At 60.2% G+C, this 16,448-nt stretch carries 14 protein-coding genes and 1 pseudogene; 12 read left to right on the forward strand and 3 right to left on the reverse strand.

Features of this window, described 5'->3' with window-relative positions; genetic code table 11:
- Positions 1-18: 18 nt before the first annotated feature.
- Positions 19-993 (forward strand): serine/threonine protein kinase, encoded by a 975-nt coding sequence (locus tag PSH96_RS26780; protein ID WP_305456202.1) that lies wholly within the window; start codon positions 19-21, stop codon positions 991-993.
- 178 nt (positions 994-1,171) lie between these two features.
- Positions 1,172-2,056, forward strand: coding sequence for an EamA family transporter RarD (gene rarD / locus PSH96_RS26785; RefSeq protein WP_017138019.1), 885 nt, complete (start codon positions 1,172-1,174; stop codon positions 2,054-2,056).
- Between the two features lie 223 nt (positions 2,057-2,279).
- Here the strand turns inward: rarD and PSH96_RS26790 are convergent, their stop codons facing one another.
- Positions 2,280-2,792 carry a glycine cleavage system protein R gene (locus tag PSH96_RS26790; protein ID WP_305456206.1) on the reverse strand — a complete coding sequence of 171 codons (513 nt, stop codon included), beginning with the start codon at positions 2,790-2,792 and terminating at the stop codon, positions 2,280-2,282.
- A gap of 446 nt (positions 2,793-3,238) precedes the next feature.
- Between PSH96_RS26790 and PSH96_RS26795 the strand changes: the two genes are divergently transcribed.
- Positions 3,239-5,416: a malate synthase G gene (locus PSH96_RS26795; RefSeq protein ID WP_305456208.1), complete on the forward strand. Its 2,178-nt coding sequence runs from the start codon at positions 3,239-3,241 to the stop codon at positions 5,414-5,416.
- Between the two features lie 55 nt (positions 5,417-5,471).
- Here the strand turns inward: PSH96_RS26795 and PSH96_RS26800 are convergent, their stop codons facing one another.
- On the reverse strand, positions 5,472-5,843 hold the full coding sequence (locus PSH96_RS26800) for a hypothetical protein (protein ID WP_305456210.1): 372 nt from the start codon (positions 5,841-5,843) through the stop codon (positions 5,472-5,474).
- A 187-nt stretch (positions 5,844-6,030) separates the two neighbouring features.
- Between PSH96_RS26800 and PSH96_RS29695 the strand changes: the two are divergent.
- A pseudogene (locus tag PSH96_RS29695) lies at positions 6,031-6,099 on the forward strand (hypothetical protein); the annotation flags it as partial.
- Positions 6,100-6,709: 610 nt separating this feature from the next.
- On the opposite strand, the gene PSH96_RS26805 reads toward PSH96_RS29695, so the two are convergent.
- Positions 6,710-7,156, reverse strand: a complete 447-nt coding sequence (locus tag PSH96_RS26805) for a response regulator (RefSeq protein ID WP_025857000.1) — start codon at positions 7,154-7,156, stop codon at positions 6,710-6,712.
- A gap of 247 nt (positions 7,157-7,403) precedes the next feature.
- Here PSH96_RS26805 and PSH96_RS26810 point away from each other — a divergent pair, with 247 nt between their 5' ends.
- From PSH96_RS26810 to PSH96_RS26845, 8 genes are all read left to right on the forward strand, one after another.
- A complete protein-coding gene (locus tag PSH96_RS26810; RefSeq protein ID WP_305456212.1) occupies positions 7,404-9,326 on the forward strand; it encodes a putative nucleotidyltransferase substrate binding domain-containing protein in 1,923 nt (640 codons plus the stop codon).
- Positions 9,323-10,030 (forward strand): PolC-type DNA polymerase III, encoded by a 708-nt coding sequence (locus PSH96_RS26815; RefSeq protein ID WP_305456214.1) that lies wholly within the window; start codon positions 9,323-9,325, stop codon positions 10,028-10,030. Before PSH96_RS26810 ends, PSH96_RS26815 begins: the two co-directional genes overlap by 4 nt.
- 132 nt (positions 10,031-10,162) lie before the next feature.
- Positions 10,163-10,681: an RNA polymerase sigma factor gene (locus PSH96_RS26820; protein WP_305456215.1), complete on the forward strand. Its 519-nt coding sequence runs from the start codon at positions 10,163-10,165 to the stop codon at positions 10,679-10,681.
- Entirely contained in the window at positions 10,678-11,640 is a 963-nt protein-coding gene (locus PSH96_RS26825) for a FecR domain-containing protein (RefSeq protein ID WP_305456217.1), read from the forward strand. The genes PSH96_RS26820 and PSH96_RS26825 overlap by 4 nt, the downstream gene beginning before the upstream one ends.
- Positions 11,641-11,846: 206 nt before the next feature.
- Entirely contained in the window at positions 11,847-14,276 is a 2,430-nt protein-coding gene (locus PSH96_RS26830; protein ID WP_305456219.1) for a TonB-dependent siderophore receptor, read from the forward strand.
- A gap of 62 nt (positions 14,277-14,338) precedes the next feature.
- Positions 14,339-15,442 carry a PepSY domain-containing protein gene (locus PSH96_RS26835; RefSeq protein ID WP_058420528.1) on the forward strand — a complete coding sequence of 368 codons (1,104 nt, stop codon included), beginning with the start codon at positions 14,339-14,341 and terminating at the stop codon, positions 15,440-15,442.
- Entirely contained in the window at positions 15,439-15,621 is a 183-nt protein-coding gene (locus PSH96_RS26840) for a hypothetical protein (RefSeq protein WP_305456221.1), read from the forward strand. Before PSH96_RS26835 ends, PSH96_RS26840 begins: the two co-directional genes overlap by 4 nt.
- A 156-nt stretch (positions 15,622-15,777) precedes the next feature.
- Positions 15,778-16,407 carry a glutathione S-transferase gene (locus PSH96_RS26845; RefSeq protein WP_305456223.1) on the forward strand — a complete coding sequence of 210 codons (630 nt, stop codon included), beginning with the start codon at positions 15,778-15,780 and terminating at the stop codon, positions 16,405-16,407.
- Positions 16,408-16,448: the final 41 nt, after the last annotated feature.

A 16,448-nucleotide genomic window follows, 5' to 3' on the forward strand; every position in this document is an offset into this window, starting at 1 on the left:
CTGCGCGCAGGAGTTCGCATGGCCCACCCGTTTGAAACACTCACCCCTGATTTAGTACTCGACGCCGTCGAAAGTATCGGCTTCCTCAGCGATGCGCGCGTGTTGGCGCTCAACAGCTACGAAAACCGTGTGTATCAGGTGGGCATCGAAGACTCCGAGCCGCTGATCGCCAAGTTCTACCGCCCGCAGCGCTGGACCAACGAAGCGATCCTGGAAGAACACCGCTTCACCTTCGAACTGGCCGAGTGTGAAGTGCCGGTGGTTGCGCCGATGGTCCACAACGGCGAAAGCCTGTTCGAACATGCGGGTTTTCGCTTCACCCTGTTCCCACGCCGTGGCGGCCGGGCGCCGGAGCCGGGTAACCTCGACCAGCTGTATCGCCTTGGGCAATTGCTCGGGCGCTTGCACGCCGTGGGTTCCACCCGCCCGTTCGAGCACCGCGAAGCCTTGGGTGTGAAGAACTTCGGTCACGATTCCCTCAACACCTTGCTCGAAGGCAACTTCATTCCCAAGAGCCTGCTGCCCGCTTACGAGTCCGTCGCGCGCGACCTGCTCAAGCGCGTGGAAGAGGTGTACAAGGCCACGCCACACAAGAACATCCGCATGCACGGCGACTGCCACCCCGGCAACATGATGTGCCGCGACGAGATGTTCCACATCGTCGACCTGGATGACTGCCGCATGGGCCCGGCCGTGCAGGACCTGTGGATGATGCTCGCCGGTGATCGTCAGGAATGCCTGGGCCAATTGTCGGAATTGATGGACGGCTATCAGGAGTTCCACGACTTCGACCCACGCGAACTGGCCTTGATCGAACCCCTGCGCGCCTTGCGCCTGATGCATTACAGCGCCTGGCTGGCCCGCCGCTGGGACGACCCGGCGTTCCCCCACAGCTTCCCGTGGTTTGGCAGCGAGCGGTATTGGGGCGACCAGGTGTTGGCGTTGCGCGAGCAACTGTCGGCGCTCAATGAAGAACCCCTGAAACTCTTCTAAAGCGCAGTACACCACCGGTGTGGGAGCTGGCTTGCCTGCGATTCAGACAACTCGGTGTTTCAGTGGCACCCAGGTGATTTCATCGCAGGCAAGCCAGCTCCCACAGAAAAGCCCCTCCATTGCCTGACAAAAATCCTTACAATCGCGCTTTGTAAGCTGCCTGAGCAAGGATTCTGCAATGCACGCCGCCAACCCCCGCAAGGGGTACATCCTGGGCCTGAGTGCCTATGTCATCTGGGGTCTGTTCCCACTTTATTTCAAAGCCATCGCCAGTGTTCCCGCCGCCGAAATCATCGTGCACCGCGTGTTGTGGTCGGCGCTGTTTGGCGGTTTGCTGCTGATGGTGTGGAAGCACCCCGGCTGGTTCCGCGAACTGCGTGACAACCCCAAGCGTCTGGCGATACTGGCGCTCAGTGGCTCGTTGATTGCGGCCAACTGGCTGACCTATGTGTGGTCGGTGAACAGCGGGCGCATGCTGGAAGCGAGCCTGGGTTACTACATCAACCCGTTGGTGAATGTGCTGCTCGGCATGCTGATCCTGGGCGAGCGCCTGCGCCGCCTGCAATGGATCGCCGTCGGGCTGGCGGCGGTGGGTGTGGCGCAGCAAGTGTGGCAAGTCGGCAGTTTGCCGTGGGTGTCGCTGGTGCTGGCGCTGACCTTCGGCTTCTACGGTTTGATCCGCAAACAGGCGCCGGTCAAGGCGCTGCCGGGGCTGGTGGTGGAAACCTGGATGCTGGTGCCGATCGCCGTCGCCTGGTTGTTGTTCAACCCGTCGGCCCATAGTGCGCAACTTGAGTTTTGGAGCACTTCCGAAGCCTGGTGGCTGGTGGCCGCAGGCCCGGTGACGCTGATCCCGCTGGTGTGCTTCAACGCCGCCGCACGGCATCTGCCCTACACCGCGCTGGGCTTTCTGCAGTACGTGGCGCCGACGCTGGTACTGCTGGAAGCGGTGCTGCTGTTCGGTGAACACTTGGCGACCAGCACGCTGATTGCTTTCGCATTTATCTGGGCGGGCCTGGTGGTTTACAGCCTGGATGCCTGGCTGACGGTGCGCAAACGCTGATCAAATAACGTACAAACCTCTGCAAGCCACAGTGCACGTGGCTTGCAGGCATTCACCCCAAGGTTATCCACAGCCTGATCCCCGCCATTTGTGCACAAGCCCTTGAAACTGCTCGTTTTTTGCTCAATCGAAGAAGAAGCCCGGCCAGCGTGGCCTGGCGCCGGGTCTCTACAGGTTATCCACAGGCCCATGCAAGATTTCCATGCATAACCCTGTGGGCCGATTATTCCTCGTGGTGCAGTTCCACCATCAAATCATCGGCCAAGGTTTCCAGGGACAGCTGCAAGGTATCCAGGGACAACGCGGCCGGCACTTGCAGCAGCGCTTGGGCACTGAACAGTGGATCACCGCTCATGGGCGCAGGTCGCACATCCGTGCTCAGGCTGGCCAGGTTCACGCCTTGTTTGCTCAGCAGCGCCGTGATTTCGCGCACGATGCCCGCGCGGTCATTGCCCACCAGCGTCATCATGATCGATTTGGACGCCGAAGCCTGCCCGCTGCTGCCCTCGCCCACGAGCACACGGATTCCGTGTGTGGATAAGTCCTCCAGCGCGCCCACCAGGGCCTGACGCTGTTCCGTCGGCACACTGACCCGCAAGATCCCGGCAAACTGCCCGGCCATATGCGCCATGCGGCTTTCCAGCCAGTTGCCGCCGTGGGCGGCGATGTTCTGCGCGATGCGCTCAACCAGGCCGGGTTTGTCGGCGGCGATAATAGTGAGTACAAGATGGTCCATGGCGAAGCCCTCGGTGGGTTGATCATCGATTATAGGCACACCCTGTGGGAGCGGATTTGCCCGCGATGGGCATATGTCGCAAGTGGGCAGGAGAAATTGGCTGCCTTCAAAAGTTGTGTCGATATTTATGCCGCGATGGGGCCTGTCAGTTACACATCGGTTGGCTGAGCTATCGCTATCGCGGGCAAGCCCGCTCCCACACACAGCCAAGGCCTGGAGAAGTGGCCGGGAACAAATCGTGTACCATTTTTATATTTATCTGGAACAATCCAATAGTTTTTTGAGAACATCCGATTCTCCGCTGTGACCGTACGACCAAAATGAGTCGCTAAACGACGTATTTAGTCTAATTTTCACAACCGCAAGTCATCATGTAGTATGCCCAACCGTGCACTACATAATGAAAATCTGAAACAGCGCATAAGCTCCGCAGAGTGAGGCAAGCAATGACTGAACACGTTCAAGTCGGTGGCCTGCAGGTCGCCAAAGTCCTGTTCGACTTCGTGAACAACGAAGCCATTCCCGGCACCGGCATTACTGCCGACCAGTTCTGGGCCGGCGCCGACAAGGTCATCCACGACCTGGCACCGAAGAACAAAGCCCTACTCGCCAAACGCGATGATTTCCAGGCGCGGATCGACACCTGGCACCAGACCCACGCCGGTCAGGCCCACGACCCGGTGGCCTACAAAGCCTTCCTGCAAGATATCGGCTACCTGCTGCCAGAAGCCGCAGACTTCCAGGCCTCGACCCAAAACGTCGACGACGAAATCGCCCGTATGGCCGGCCCGCAGTTGGTCGTGCCGGTCATGAATGCCCGCTTTGCCCTCAACGCCTCCAATGCCCGCTGGGGCTCGCTGTACGACGCGCTGTATGGCACCGATGCCATCAGCGAAGCCGACGGCGCCGAGAAGGGCAAGGGTTACAACAAAGTGCGTGGCGACAAGGTAATTGCCTTCGCCCGTGCTTTCCTCGACGAAGCCGCGCCGCTCACCGCCGGCAGCCACGTCGACTCCACCGGTTACAAAATGGTGGATGGCAAGCTCATCGTCAGCCTCAAGGGCGGCAGCAACAGCGGCCTGCGCGACGATGCACAGCTGATCGGTTTCCAGGGCCCTGCGGCCGAGCCGATTGCGATCCTGCTTAAACACAACGGCCTGCACTTCGAAATCCAGATCGACGCCAGCACCCCGGTCGGCCAGACCGACGCCGCCGGCGTCAAAGACGTGCTGATGGAAGCCGCGCTGACCACCATCATGGACTGCGAAGACTCCGTCGCCGCCGTCGATGCCGATGACAAAGTGGTGATCTACCGCAACTGGCTCGGCCTGATGAAGGGCGACCTGGCCGAAGAAGTGGCCAAGGGCGGCAAGACCTTCACCCGCACCATGAACGCCGACCGTGTCTACACCGGCGTGGATGGCCAGGACGTGACCCTGCACGGCCGTTCGCTGCTGTTCGTGCGCAACGTTGGCCACTTGATGACCATCGACGCGATCCTGGATAAAGATGGCAACGAAGTGCCGGAAGGCATCCTCGACGGCCTGCTCACCAGCCTGGCGGCGATCCACAGCCTCAACGGCAACAGCAGCCGCAAGAACAGCCGCACCGGCTCCGTGTACATCGTTAAACCGAAGATGCACGGCCCCGAAGAAGCGGCGTTTACCAATGAGTTGTTCGGCCGCATCGAAGACGTGTTGAACCTGCCACGCAATACGCTGAAAGTCGGGATCATGGACGAGGAGCGCCGCACCACGGTCAACCTCAAGGCCTGCATCAAAGCGGCGAGCGAGCGTGTGGTGTTTATTAACACCGGCTTCCTCGACCGCACCGGCGATGAAATCCACACCTCCATGGAAGCGGGCGCGATGGTGCGCAAAGCGGCCATGAAGGCGGAAAAATGGATCGGCGCCTATGAAAACTGGAACGTTGACATCGGCCTGAGCACCGGCCTGCAAGGTCGTGCGCAGATCGGTAAAGGCATGTGGGCCATGCCTGACCTGATGGCGGCGATGCTCGAACAGAAAATCGCCCACCCACTGGCCGGCGCCAACACCGCCTGGGTGCCATCGCCGACGGCGGCTGCGCTGCACGCGCTGCACTACCACAAGGTTGATGTGTTCGCCCGCCAGGCCGAACTGGCCAAGCGCGAGCGTGCTTCGGTAGACGACATCCTGACCATCCCTCTGGCCAGCAACACCGATTGGTCCGAAGAAGAAATCCGCAACGAGCTGGACAACAACGCCCAGGGCATCCTCGGCTATGTCGTCCGTTGGATCGACCAGGGTGTCGGCTGCTCGAAAGTGCCGGACATCAACGATGTGGGCCTGATGGAAGACCGCGCCACCCTGCGCATCTCCAGCCAGCACATCGCCAACTGGTTGCGCCACGGCATCGTCAACGAAGCCCAGGTGATGGAAAGCCTCAAGCGCATGGCGCCGGTGGTGGACCGTCAGAATGCCGGGGACGCGTTGTACCGTCCGCTGGCGCCGGATTTCGACAGTAACATCGCGTTTCAAGCGGCGGTGGAGTTGGTGATTGAAGGGACCAAGCAGCCGAATGGGTATACCGAGCCGGTGTTGCACCGCAGGCGTCGGGAGTTCAAGGCCAAGATGGGATTGTAACTAACGAATGGATACGTCCCTGATCAAAAGACCAGGGACTGATCCTGCGGCACAATCATCTCGGATAGGAGACGTTCAAGCTGGCCGTCCCCTTAATATCCCAAGGGGTAAACTCATCGCTCACCTTCCCACTGAACGTAAGCTTTAAGTTTTTAGTTGAATTTGTGGACTCCACTACAACCGTACCGGCTATAGGAATAAGGCTGCCGCCGAAGGCGCATCCGAATCCCGGATCGGTATCCTTGAACGTGTAAGTCGTTGTGCCGTCCTCGATTGCAGGAACAAACGACACGGAGACTGAGGTACGGCTCACAAGATCACGACTCTGAAAGTTAGTTTTATCACCCCCAACGGATTTAGAAATAGACGTGCGCTTAACTTCATCGCCGTCAAGAAACACCACGTTGATTTCGCCTTCTAAGGTCATGATTGATTCCTACTTTATGAATGGATGGGGGCGGCTACTCACTACCGCCGCGCGCTCATCCAGTAAACAGCTGCATCCACAAGGTGACTACTGTCAGAATTGACAGTAACCACAAAAAGCCGACAAGTGGACGCTGGATCGACCACGCCGTGGGCTGCTCGACAGTGCCGGACATCAACGGACGCCTCCTAACGATTACACCGAGCCGGTGCTGCACCTCAGGCGTCGGGAGTTCAAGGCTAAAAACGGCCTGTAAATAAAAAAAGGCCCTGATCACGAGATCAGGGCCTTTTTCATTGTGGCGGGTAATCAATCAAACACAAAAGTGGCTTCACCTGTACCGTTAATCGTAACTTCCATCTCCTCATGCGCAAATGTAAAGTTGATGTAGGTAATATAATTTGTGTACGTATTCGGGGAACCCGCGTCTTTGGAATTAACAATAAATTTCCCAGACGTAGGCGCAATAAAATAATGACCCGCCTCGTCTCTATAATCGATGTTTCCTCGATGCTTATCTATATCTCGCGGGACGCTGAATTCGTAAGCTGCCTCGCGTGGAAACAGCGTATCACCGTACTCAGCTGTCAACGAACCCGCCCCGTCGGTGATGACCGAAAAATCTCTTAAACTTGCTCTCAGATTAGAAGGTTATACAAGGCGTGCCTTTCCATCCCTGAGAATTAGAATACTTGCGTCGTCGCTATTGGCTTGATCATTAGACTTTTTAATAGGCATAACGAGCTCCTTTAGAGGATACAAGGCCCTGGCTGAAAACCAGAACTCTCCTGCCAAGTAAACAACCCGGTCACCTGCTCGCCTACTGTGAGAACTGACAGTTCAAATAAAAAAACGATAAACGGCAGTTATTGAGCCATCCCCAACTCCCGCTTGACCATCTTCGCCAATTTCACGCTATCGATTGGCTTTAGCAAAAAATCCACCACGCTCAAATGCATCGCATCGATCACATCCGGCGCTTCCGCGTCCCCCGACATGATGATGATCGGCAGCGCCGCGCGTGTGGATTCACGCACTTGTCGGATCAGTTCCAGGCCATTGCTGGGTGCCATGCGCAGGTCGGTGATCAGCAAACCGATGGAGCTGCTCGACTTCAACAAATCCCACGCCGCCTCGCCACTGTCGGCGGTCATGCAGCGAATACCGTCCAACCCCAGGATTTCTGCCAGCAATTCACGTGCGTCCTTGTCGTCGTCGACAATCAACACCCGTTGTGGCGGCAGATCGGGCTCCAGCATCACGGCGCTCAGCGCCTCGCGCTCGGCATCACTCAAAATATCGTGGTCGGACATACGTTTCTCAGCAGTTCTATTCAAGCTCCCAGCACACTCGTCAGACATCTGCGGAAGGGCGAACAATGTGCACTTCGTCGGAAAGTTTGCCTAGTGGGCGTTCCACGGGATTTGGACGATAGTCATGTAAGGTTTTTCCCTAGTCGTAGTGGGTTTTACCGAGACCTAGACTTACGTCCAATGGGCACCCGCCGCGCAGGAGTCGACCATGCAGGACGATAACGACAAAAAAACTGCGGTCACTGTTATGAGTAAAGCTGATGCTTTCACGCAGGCGGGAAAAACCGCCGTGTTGCAGAACATCCACGGCACTTTGCAATTCCTGCAACGCTTCCCTCCGTTTAACCAGATGGAAAACGCCCACCTGGCGTTTTTGGTCGAACAGTGCCAACTGCGTTTCTACGGCCCCGGCGACAGCATTCTCAAACCGTCCGGCGGGCCGGTGGAGCACTTCTATATCGTCAAGCAGGGCCGCGTCGTCGGCGAGCGGCCGGACTCGACGCAAGCCACCTTCGAAATCACCACCGGCGAGTGCTTCCCCCTCGCCGCGTTGCTGGGTGAGCGTGCCACCCGCACCGAGCACAAAGCCGCCGAAGACACCTTTTGCCTGCAACTGAACAAGCCGGCGTTTATCAAGCTGTTCTCCCTTTCCAGCCCGTTTCGCGATTTTGCCCTGCGCGGTGTCAGCAGCCTGCTGGATCAGGTCAACCAGCAGGTGCAGCAAAAGGCCGTGGAGACCCTGGGCACCCAGTATTCGCTGAACACCCGCCTGGGTGAATTGGCCATGCGCCATCCGGTCACCTGCAGCCCGACCACGCCACTGCGCGAAGCGGTGACGCTGATGCATGAGCAACAAGTGGGCAGCATCGTGATCGTCGATGCGCACAAGGCGCCGCTGGGGATTTTCACCTTGCGCGACCTGCGCCAGGTGGTCGCCGATGGCACCAGCGATTTCAATCAAGCCATCGCCGGCCATATGACCCAGGCGCCGTTCTTTTTAAGCCCGGACCACAGCGCCTTCGACGCGGCCATCGCCATGACCGAGCGGCATATCGCCCATGTGTGCCTGGTGAAAGACCAGCGCCTGTGTGGCGTGGTGTCCGAGCGCGACCTGTTTTCCCTGCAACGGGTCGACCTGGTGCACCTGGCCCGCACCATCCGCAACGCACTCCGGGTGGAAAACCTGGTGGTGATTCGCGGCGAGATCGGCCAACTGGTGGAACGCATGCTGGCCCATGGTGCTTCGTCCACCCAGATCACCCACATCATTACCCTGCTCAATGACCACACCGTGTGCCGGGTGATCGAACTGACCCTGGCCGACAAAGGCGACCCTGGCGTGCCCTTCAGCTGGCTGTGTTTCGGCAGCGAAGGGCGCCGCGAACAAACCCTGTTTACCGACCAGGACAACGGCATCCTGTTCGAGGCCACGGACGCCGCCGAAGCCGCCGAGGTCCGCGGCCGCCTGCTGCCACTGGCGCAGCAGATCAATCAAAGCCTGGCGCTGTGCGGCTTCAGCCTGTGCAAGGGCAATATCATGGCCGGCAACCCCGAGCTGTGCCTGTCGCGGGCTGAATGGGCGCGGCGCTTTGGTGCCTTTATCCGCGAAGCCACGCCGGAGAACCTGCTGGGCTCAAGCATCTATTTCGATTTGCGTGTGGTGTGGGGCGACGAGCGCGGTTGTGAGCAACTGCGCCAGGGCATTCTGGATCAAGTGGCCGATAACCGGTTGTTCCAACGTATGCTGGCCGAGAACGCCTTGCGCCAGCGCCCGCCGGTCGGGCGTTTCCGCGACTTTGTGCTGACGCGCAAAGGCACCGAAAAGGCCACGCTCGACCTCAAGGTGCAGGGCCTTACACCTTTTGTGGATGGCGCACGCCTGTTGGCCCTGGCCAATGGTATTCACACCAACAACACCCTGGAGCGCCTGCGCCAACTGGTGGCCAAGGAGGTCATCGAACCGCTGGACGGCGCCGCCTATGAGGAGGCGTATCACTTTATCCAGCAAACCCGCATGCAGCAGCATCAGCTGCAAACCCGCGAGAACTTGCCGTATTCCAACCGTGTCGACCCCGACAGCCTCAACCACCTGGACCGGCGCATCCTGCGCGAATCCCTGCGCCAGGCGCAACGCCTGCAAAGCAGCCTGACGCTGCGGTATCAGCTGTGAGCCTGTTCGGTTGGTTGCGTAAGAAAAAGCCTGGGCTCGACGCAACCCAACAGCAGCGACTGGCGCATTTGCCCAAGCCCGCAGCCTTGGGCGACGGGTCTTTACGCGGGCAACGCTGGGTGGTGGTCGACCTGGAGACCAGCGGCCTGAACCTCAACCGCGACCAGGTGCTGTCTATCGGCGCAGTGGTCATCGAGGATGGCGCGGTGGATTTTTCGCAGATGTTCGAGCGCACCCTGCTACGGGCCAACACCAAGGTTGGCCCCAGCGTGTTGATCCACGGCCTCGGCCCCAGTGCGATTGCCGCCGGCAGCGACCCGGCCGAAGCCTTGCTGGATTTTATGGCCTTTGTCGGCGACAGCCCGTTGCTGGCGTTCCATGCGCCGTTCGACCAACACATGCTGTGCCGGGCGCTCAAGGACAGCCTGGGTTATCGGTTGGCCCATCCGTTCCTCGATGTAGCCGACATCGCCCCGCTGGTGTGCCCCGACGCGAATATCCGTGAAGCCGGGCTCGATGACTGGATCAGCCACTTCAAGCTGCACGTGGGCGAACGCCATCACGCCAGCGCCGATGCGCTGGCCACGGCGGAGCTGATGCTCATCCTGTTCAGTCGCGCACGTCAGCAGGGAATCGACAGCCCACGGGTACTGCAAGAGCGCTTGAGCCAATGGACACGGCGCAAACAAGCGCCCTCTTTCTAGCGCCCCGCTCGCCACAATAGATAATCGCGACAGGCCACTACCCGACAGACGCCAATTGCGCCCACTCCCGGCCTCTGACACAATCGCGAATAATTCTCGTTAGTTTAAACCCCTTATTTATTCGGTGATGCCTTGTCGTCGGTCCAACCCCCACACAGTGAGCTTGTTGGCGCGTTGTATCGCGACCATCGTGGCTGGCTGTTGGCGTGGCTGAGACGCAATGTGGCCTGCCCGAGCCGCGCCGAAGACCTGAGCCAGGACACGTTCATACGCCTGCTGGGCCGCGACGAACTGCGCGAACCCCGCGAGCCGCGCGCGTTTCTGGTGGCCATCGCCAAAGGGTTGCTGTTCGACTACTTCCGCCGCGCGGCTCTGGAACAGGCCTACCTCACCGAACTGATGCTGATCCCGGAAAGCGAACACCCCTCGCCCGAACAACAGCAACTGATCCTCGAAGACCTCAAGGCCATCGACCGCCTGCTCGGCAAGCTGTCGAGCAAGGCCCGCTCCGCCTTCCTCTATAACCGCCTCGACGGCCTGGGCCACGCCGAAATCGCCCAGCGCCTGGGTGTGTCGGTGCCGCGCGTGCGCCAGTACCTGGCCCAGGGCATTCGCCAGTGCTACATCGCGCTGTATGGCGAGCCGCTGTGACAGGCGCCAAACCGGTCACCGCCCGCGTGCTGGATGCGGCGATTGCCTGGCAACTGTCGCTGGGCTCAGGCGACGGCAGTCTGGTTGCACAGGAAGAGTTCGCCAAATGGCTGGCCAGCGATGAAGAACACGCACGCGCCTGGCGCCAGTTGGGCATGCTCGACCAGCGCTTCAGCATGGCCTCGGGCCCGGCGCGGGCGGCGTTGTTGCAGTCACGCCAAGGCATTCGCCAGCGCGTGCGCAAGCTGGGCAGCGGTCTGGCCAGCATCGCACTGGTGATTGGCCTCGCGCTGTTTGCCGGTGAACGTTACGTGCCCATCCACTATTGGCTGGCCGACCAACGCACGGCGACCGGCGAGCAACGCACGCTGAAACTGGCCGACGGCACGCTGATCAACCTCAACACCCACAGCGCCATTGACGTGCGCTTTGATGAAAAACGCCGATTGATCGTGTTGCAGGAAGGCGAAATCCTGGTCGAAACCGGCCACAACGATGCGCGGCCGTTCTATGTGCAAACCCGCGACGGCAGCCTGCGCGCCCTGGGCACACGGTTTATCGTCAAGCGCGAAGACGACGCCACGCGCCTGAGCGTGCTGCAATCTGCAGTAGCCGCCCAACCCGAGGCGTTGCATCAGGAACAGATTTTCAAGGAAGGGCAACAAGTGCTGATGCGCAGCGACGGCCTCGGCCCTGCGCTGGTGGTCACACCCGCCGCAGACGCCTGGACGCGCGGCATGCTGGTGGTCGACAACGCCCGCCTGGGCGATGTGGTTGCCGAGCTGAGTCGTTACCGCACCGGCTACCTGGGCGTGGACAAAAACGTGGCCGACCTGCGCATCACCGGCAGCTTCCCGCTGCACGACACCACGCTGGCGCTGAATGCCCTGCTGCCGACCTTGCCGGTGCAGATCGAGCAGCACACGCCGTGGTGGGTGACGGTGAAGGGTAAGCCTTAGGTTTTTCAGCGCCTGGGCGATCGCCTTCGCAGGCAAGCCAGCTCCCTCATTTATCGGTGTGCACACTTCCAAAGGTGGGAGCTGGCTTGCCTGCGATGAGGCCCTCAAAGCCACCTCAGAAAAATATTTTCACCCAGCCCTATCACTTTTTGATTCTCGTCCGGCACCTAGGCAATTGAGAAATATTTTCATTCAGGAGCCGCCCCATGTCCCGCACGCTAGACACCTTGTTGCGCCCCAGCCTGTTAGCCGTGGCCATTGCCTTCAGCGCCCCGCTGACGAGCACCGCGCTGATCGCCGCCGAGCAAGCTAGCAACGTGCGCGCCTACAACCTGCCGGCTGCGCCATTGGCCAGCACCCTGAACCAGATCGCCAGCCAGGCCGGCTTGGCGCTGACGCTTAACCCTTCGCTGGCAGCGGGCAAGATCTCGGCACCGGTCAAAGGCCAGTTCGATGCCCAGGGCGCGCTGCGTGAGGCGTTGCGTGGCACGGGGTTGCAGTTGGAGCAGAGCAGCGCGGGGACGTTTACGCTGGTGGCCATTCCTGAAGGTGTAGTGGCGTTGCCAGAGACCAGCATCATCGCCCAGGGCAGCGATGAAAGCGCTTGGGGGGCCGTCGACGGCTACCTGGCCAAACGCACCGCGGCCGGCACCAAGACCGACACCGCGCTGGTTGAAGCGCCGCGCTCGATCTCCGTCGCCACCCGCGAGCAGATGCAGGACCGCAACGTTCAGAACCTGGATGACGCGGTTAAATACATGCCCGGCATCGTGTCGGCCAGCTACGGCAGCGACACCCGCTACGACTGGATGCGCGTGCGCGGCTTCGAACCCACGCAATTCCTCGACGGCCTGCCACTGCCACGCGGCGTGTACGCCAACCCGAAAGCCGAAACCTGGAACCTCGACCGCCTCGCCCTGCTGCGTGGCCCGGCCTCGTCGGTCTACGGCCAAACGCCGCCGGGCGGCCTGCTGGACATGGTCAGCCGTCGTCCCAGTGAAGAACAAAGCAGCGCCATCCAGGTGCAATACGGCAGTGACAACTACCGCCAGATCAACTTCGCCAGCACCGGCAAGATCGATGATGAAGGGCAGTTTCTGTATGGCCTCAGTGGCGTGGTGCGCGATGCCGGCACCCAGATCGATCACATCGACAACAAGCGCTACAACATTGCGCCGAGCCTGACCTGGAATATCGACCCGGATACCAAGCTGACTTTTCTGTCGCAGTTCACCCGTGACGATACCGGTGCCACCAGCCAGTTTTTGCCCATTCAGGGCACCAAGATCAAATCACCATTGGGTGATATTTCCCATCACAAAAACCTGGGCGACCCGAACTACGAGTTCTACGACCGCACCTACTACGCACTGGGCTATGCCTTCGAGCATCGCTTTAATGACACCTGGCAGTTCCGTCAGAACCTGCGCTACACCAAGTCGGAGTTGTCATTTCAGACACTCACCGTAGGTGCATATCCCTACACGATGGTTGACGCAGACGGCAACGTCGGCCGCACCTCGACAAACGTGGACGAGAACATCGGCCAATTGGCCCTGGACAACAACTTCCAGGCCGACTTCGCCACCGGCGACATCTCCCACACTCTGTTGCTCGGCCTGGATCACCAGCGCACCGATACCTCTTACCTGTCGATTTACGGCGATGGCCTGAAGACCAACGTTAACAATCCGATCTACGGCCAGCCCATCGTTCGTCCCGCTCGCTCCGGGGCTTATTACGACTACAACCAGAAGACCGTGCAGACCGGCCTCTACGCTCAAGACCAGATGGCGCTTGACCAATGGCGCCTGACCTTGGGCGGCCGCGAAGACTGGGTGCATCAGGGCACCACCTACTTCAACCAGAAAGATGCGACCAATACCGACCGAATCAAACATTTCAGCGGCAACGCCGCACTCAGCTACGTATTTGATTCCGGCTTCGTACCCTATATTTCCTACGCTGAATCCTTCCAACCGGCGAGCAATGCCAGCGTCTCGGCGACCGAGTCCTACAAACCCACCGAAGGCAAACAGTGGGAACTGGGTATCAAGTACCAGCCACCGGGCTCGAACACTTTGCTCAGTGCCGCCGTGTATGACCTGACCCAGAAAAACGTGCTGGTAACCACCACTACCGCCGGCAGCATTCCAGTCACCAACCAGACCGGTGAAGTGAAAGTCAAAGGCCTGGAACTGGAAGCCGTGTCTGATGTAACCGACAACCTCAAAGTCATCGCTTCCTATACCCTGGCCAAATCCGAGGTGCAAAAAGGCGACTACAAAGGTAATCGTCTGCAACTGATGCCAAACCAGCAAGCAACCCTGTGGACAGATTACACCTGGCACACGGGAGTCCTCGACGGCTTCGGTATTGGCTTGGGTGCGCGCTACACCGGCAATACCTATGGCGACCAAGGCAATACGTGGTTGGGCAAGGCCGACGCCTACACCGTGTTCGATGCGGCCGTGCACTACGACCTCGGCCGTCTGGACAACAGCCTCAAAGGTGCCTCGGTGAAACTCAACGCCACCAACCTGTTCGACAAAGACTACATTTCAACCTGCGATGGTTTCTATTGCTACTACGGCGACCAACGCAGCGTCGTCGCCAGCGCCACCTATCAGTGGTAATCGGCTGAGTTAACAACCGGGCCGCCCCTGTGGGCGGCTTCGGTGTGCTTGAAGGCTAGAAAATGAAAAGCAAAACCATCCGCCGCTGGTCCTTCATCCACACCTGGACCAGCCTGATCTGCACGGTGTTCCTGCTGCTGCTCGCCCTTACCGGCCTGCCATTGGTGTTTCACCACGAGATCGACCACCTGCTGGGCAACGAGCCGGAACTGGCACAGATGCCCGCCGATACGCCGCAACTGAACCTTGAACAGTTGGTGGCCAAAGCCCAGGCTCATCGCCCCGGCGAGGCCATGCAGTACCTGGCGTGGGACGAAGACGACAAGAACGGCGTGATCGCGATCATGGCCGCCACGGCCGGCACCGAGCCCAACTCGTCCCACACCTTCATGCTGGATGCGCGCACCGGTGAGGCGGTGGAAACCCCGGCGGCCAATGGCGGGCTGACCCTGTTCCTGCTGCGTTTGCACGTGGATATGTTCGCCGGGCTGCCGGGCAAGTTGCTGCTGGCGTTCATGGGCATTCTGTTTGTGGTGGCGATTGTCTCGGGCACGGTGCTGTACCTGCCGTTTATGCGCCGGTTGAAGTTCGCCACCGTGCGTAAAGACAAGTCCACTCGCCTGCGCTGGCTCGACCTGCACAACCTGATCGGCGTGGTCACGTTGACCTGGGCGCTGGTGGTGGGCGTCACCGGCGTGATCAGCGCCTGCGCCGACCTGATCATCGCCGCCTGGCGCCAGGACAGCCTCAGCGCCATGATCGAGCCGTACAAAAACGCGCCGCCGCTGACCCAACGCGCACCGGCCACCGAACTGCTGAGCATCGCCGCCAAGGCCGCGCCCGGCATGGAGCCGGACTTTATCGCCTTCCCCGGCACGCGCTTTTCCAGCGAGCACCACTACGCGGTGTTCATGAAGGGCAGCACGCATCTGACCTCGCACCTGCTCACGCCGGTGCTGATCGACGCCAGCACCCTGGCCGTCACCGCCATCGCCGAACGGCCGTGGTACATGGACGCCATGGGCATGTCCCAGCCGTTGCACTTTGGCGACTATGGCGGCATGCCGATGAAGATCCTCTGGGCGGTGCTGGATGTGCTGACCATCATCGTGTTGGGCAGCGGCGTTTATCTGTGGATTGTGCGGCGCAAGGCTGCCAAGTCATGAAGCCGCGCCAGTCGAGTTTTTGGAAGGTGTTTGGCATTCCGCTGGGGGTTGGCCTGCTCAGCGCGGCGGGGTTGTTTGCGGCGCTGTTGGGTGACGGGTTGTGGGATTCGTTGAGTTGGGTGGGGTTGGGTGTTCCGGCTGCCATTGGGGCTTGGGCCTTGCTTAAGCGGCGCGGCTGAAGGCGCTATCGCAGGCAAGCCAGCTCCCACCTATTGAATTGTGAACACCGTTAAAGGTGGGAGCTGGCTTGTCGAGTCGTCGCACCGCTGCGATAGGGCCTTCAAAAACAACCACAATCCCTCTAGGCTAGCCTCTGCCTTCTCCGAGGAATGCCCATGTCCGCGTCCAGCATGACCTTGTTTCACAACCCCGCTTCACCCTTTGTTCGCAAAGTCCGCGTGCTGCTGATCGAGACTGGCCAGCAGGACCGCGTGGCCTTGCATGGCTGCATGCCGACGCCGGTCAACCCCGATGCACAGGTGGTGCAGGACAACCCCGTGGGCAAGATCCCGGCCCTGCGCCTGGCCGATGGGTCGGTGCTGCACGACAGCCGGGTGATCCTCGATTACTTCGACCACCAGCACGTCGGCAACCCGCTGATCCCGCGTGACGGCTCGGCCCGCTGGCGCCGCCTCACCCTCGCCTCGATGGCCGACGGTATCTTGGACGCCGCCGTGCTGGTGCGTTACGAAACCGCCATGCGCCCGGTCGAAAAACACTGGGACCAATGGCTGGAGGGGCAGCGCAACAAGATCCACCGCGCCCTCGCCGAGTTGGAAGCCGATGCAATTGCCGAACTGGCCAGCCACTTCGACATCGCCGCCATCGGCGTGGCCTGCGCCTTGGGTTACCTGGACTTTCGCCACCCCGACCTGCAATGGCGCGCCGGTAACCCCAAGCTTGCCGATTGGTATGCCGAGGTCAGCCAACGGCCTTCGATGCTGGAAACTCAGCCACCCAACTAACCTTCATCCACATTCCCTGTGGGAGCGGGCTTGCTCGCGAA

Source organism: Pseudomonas sp. FP2338, assembly GCF_030687515.1.
Lineage (GTDB): Bacteria > Pseudomonadota > Gammaproteobacteria > Pseudomonadales > Pseudomonadaceae > Aquipseudomonas > Aquipseudomonas salomonii.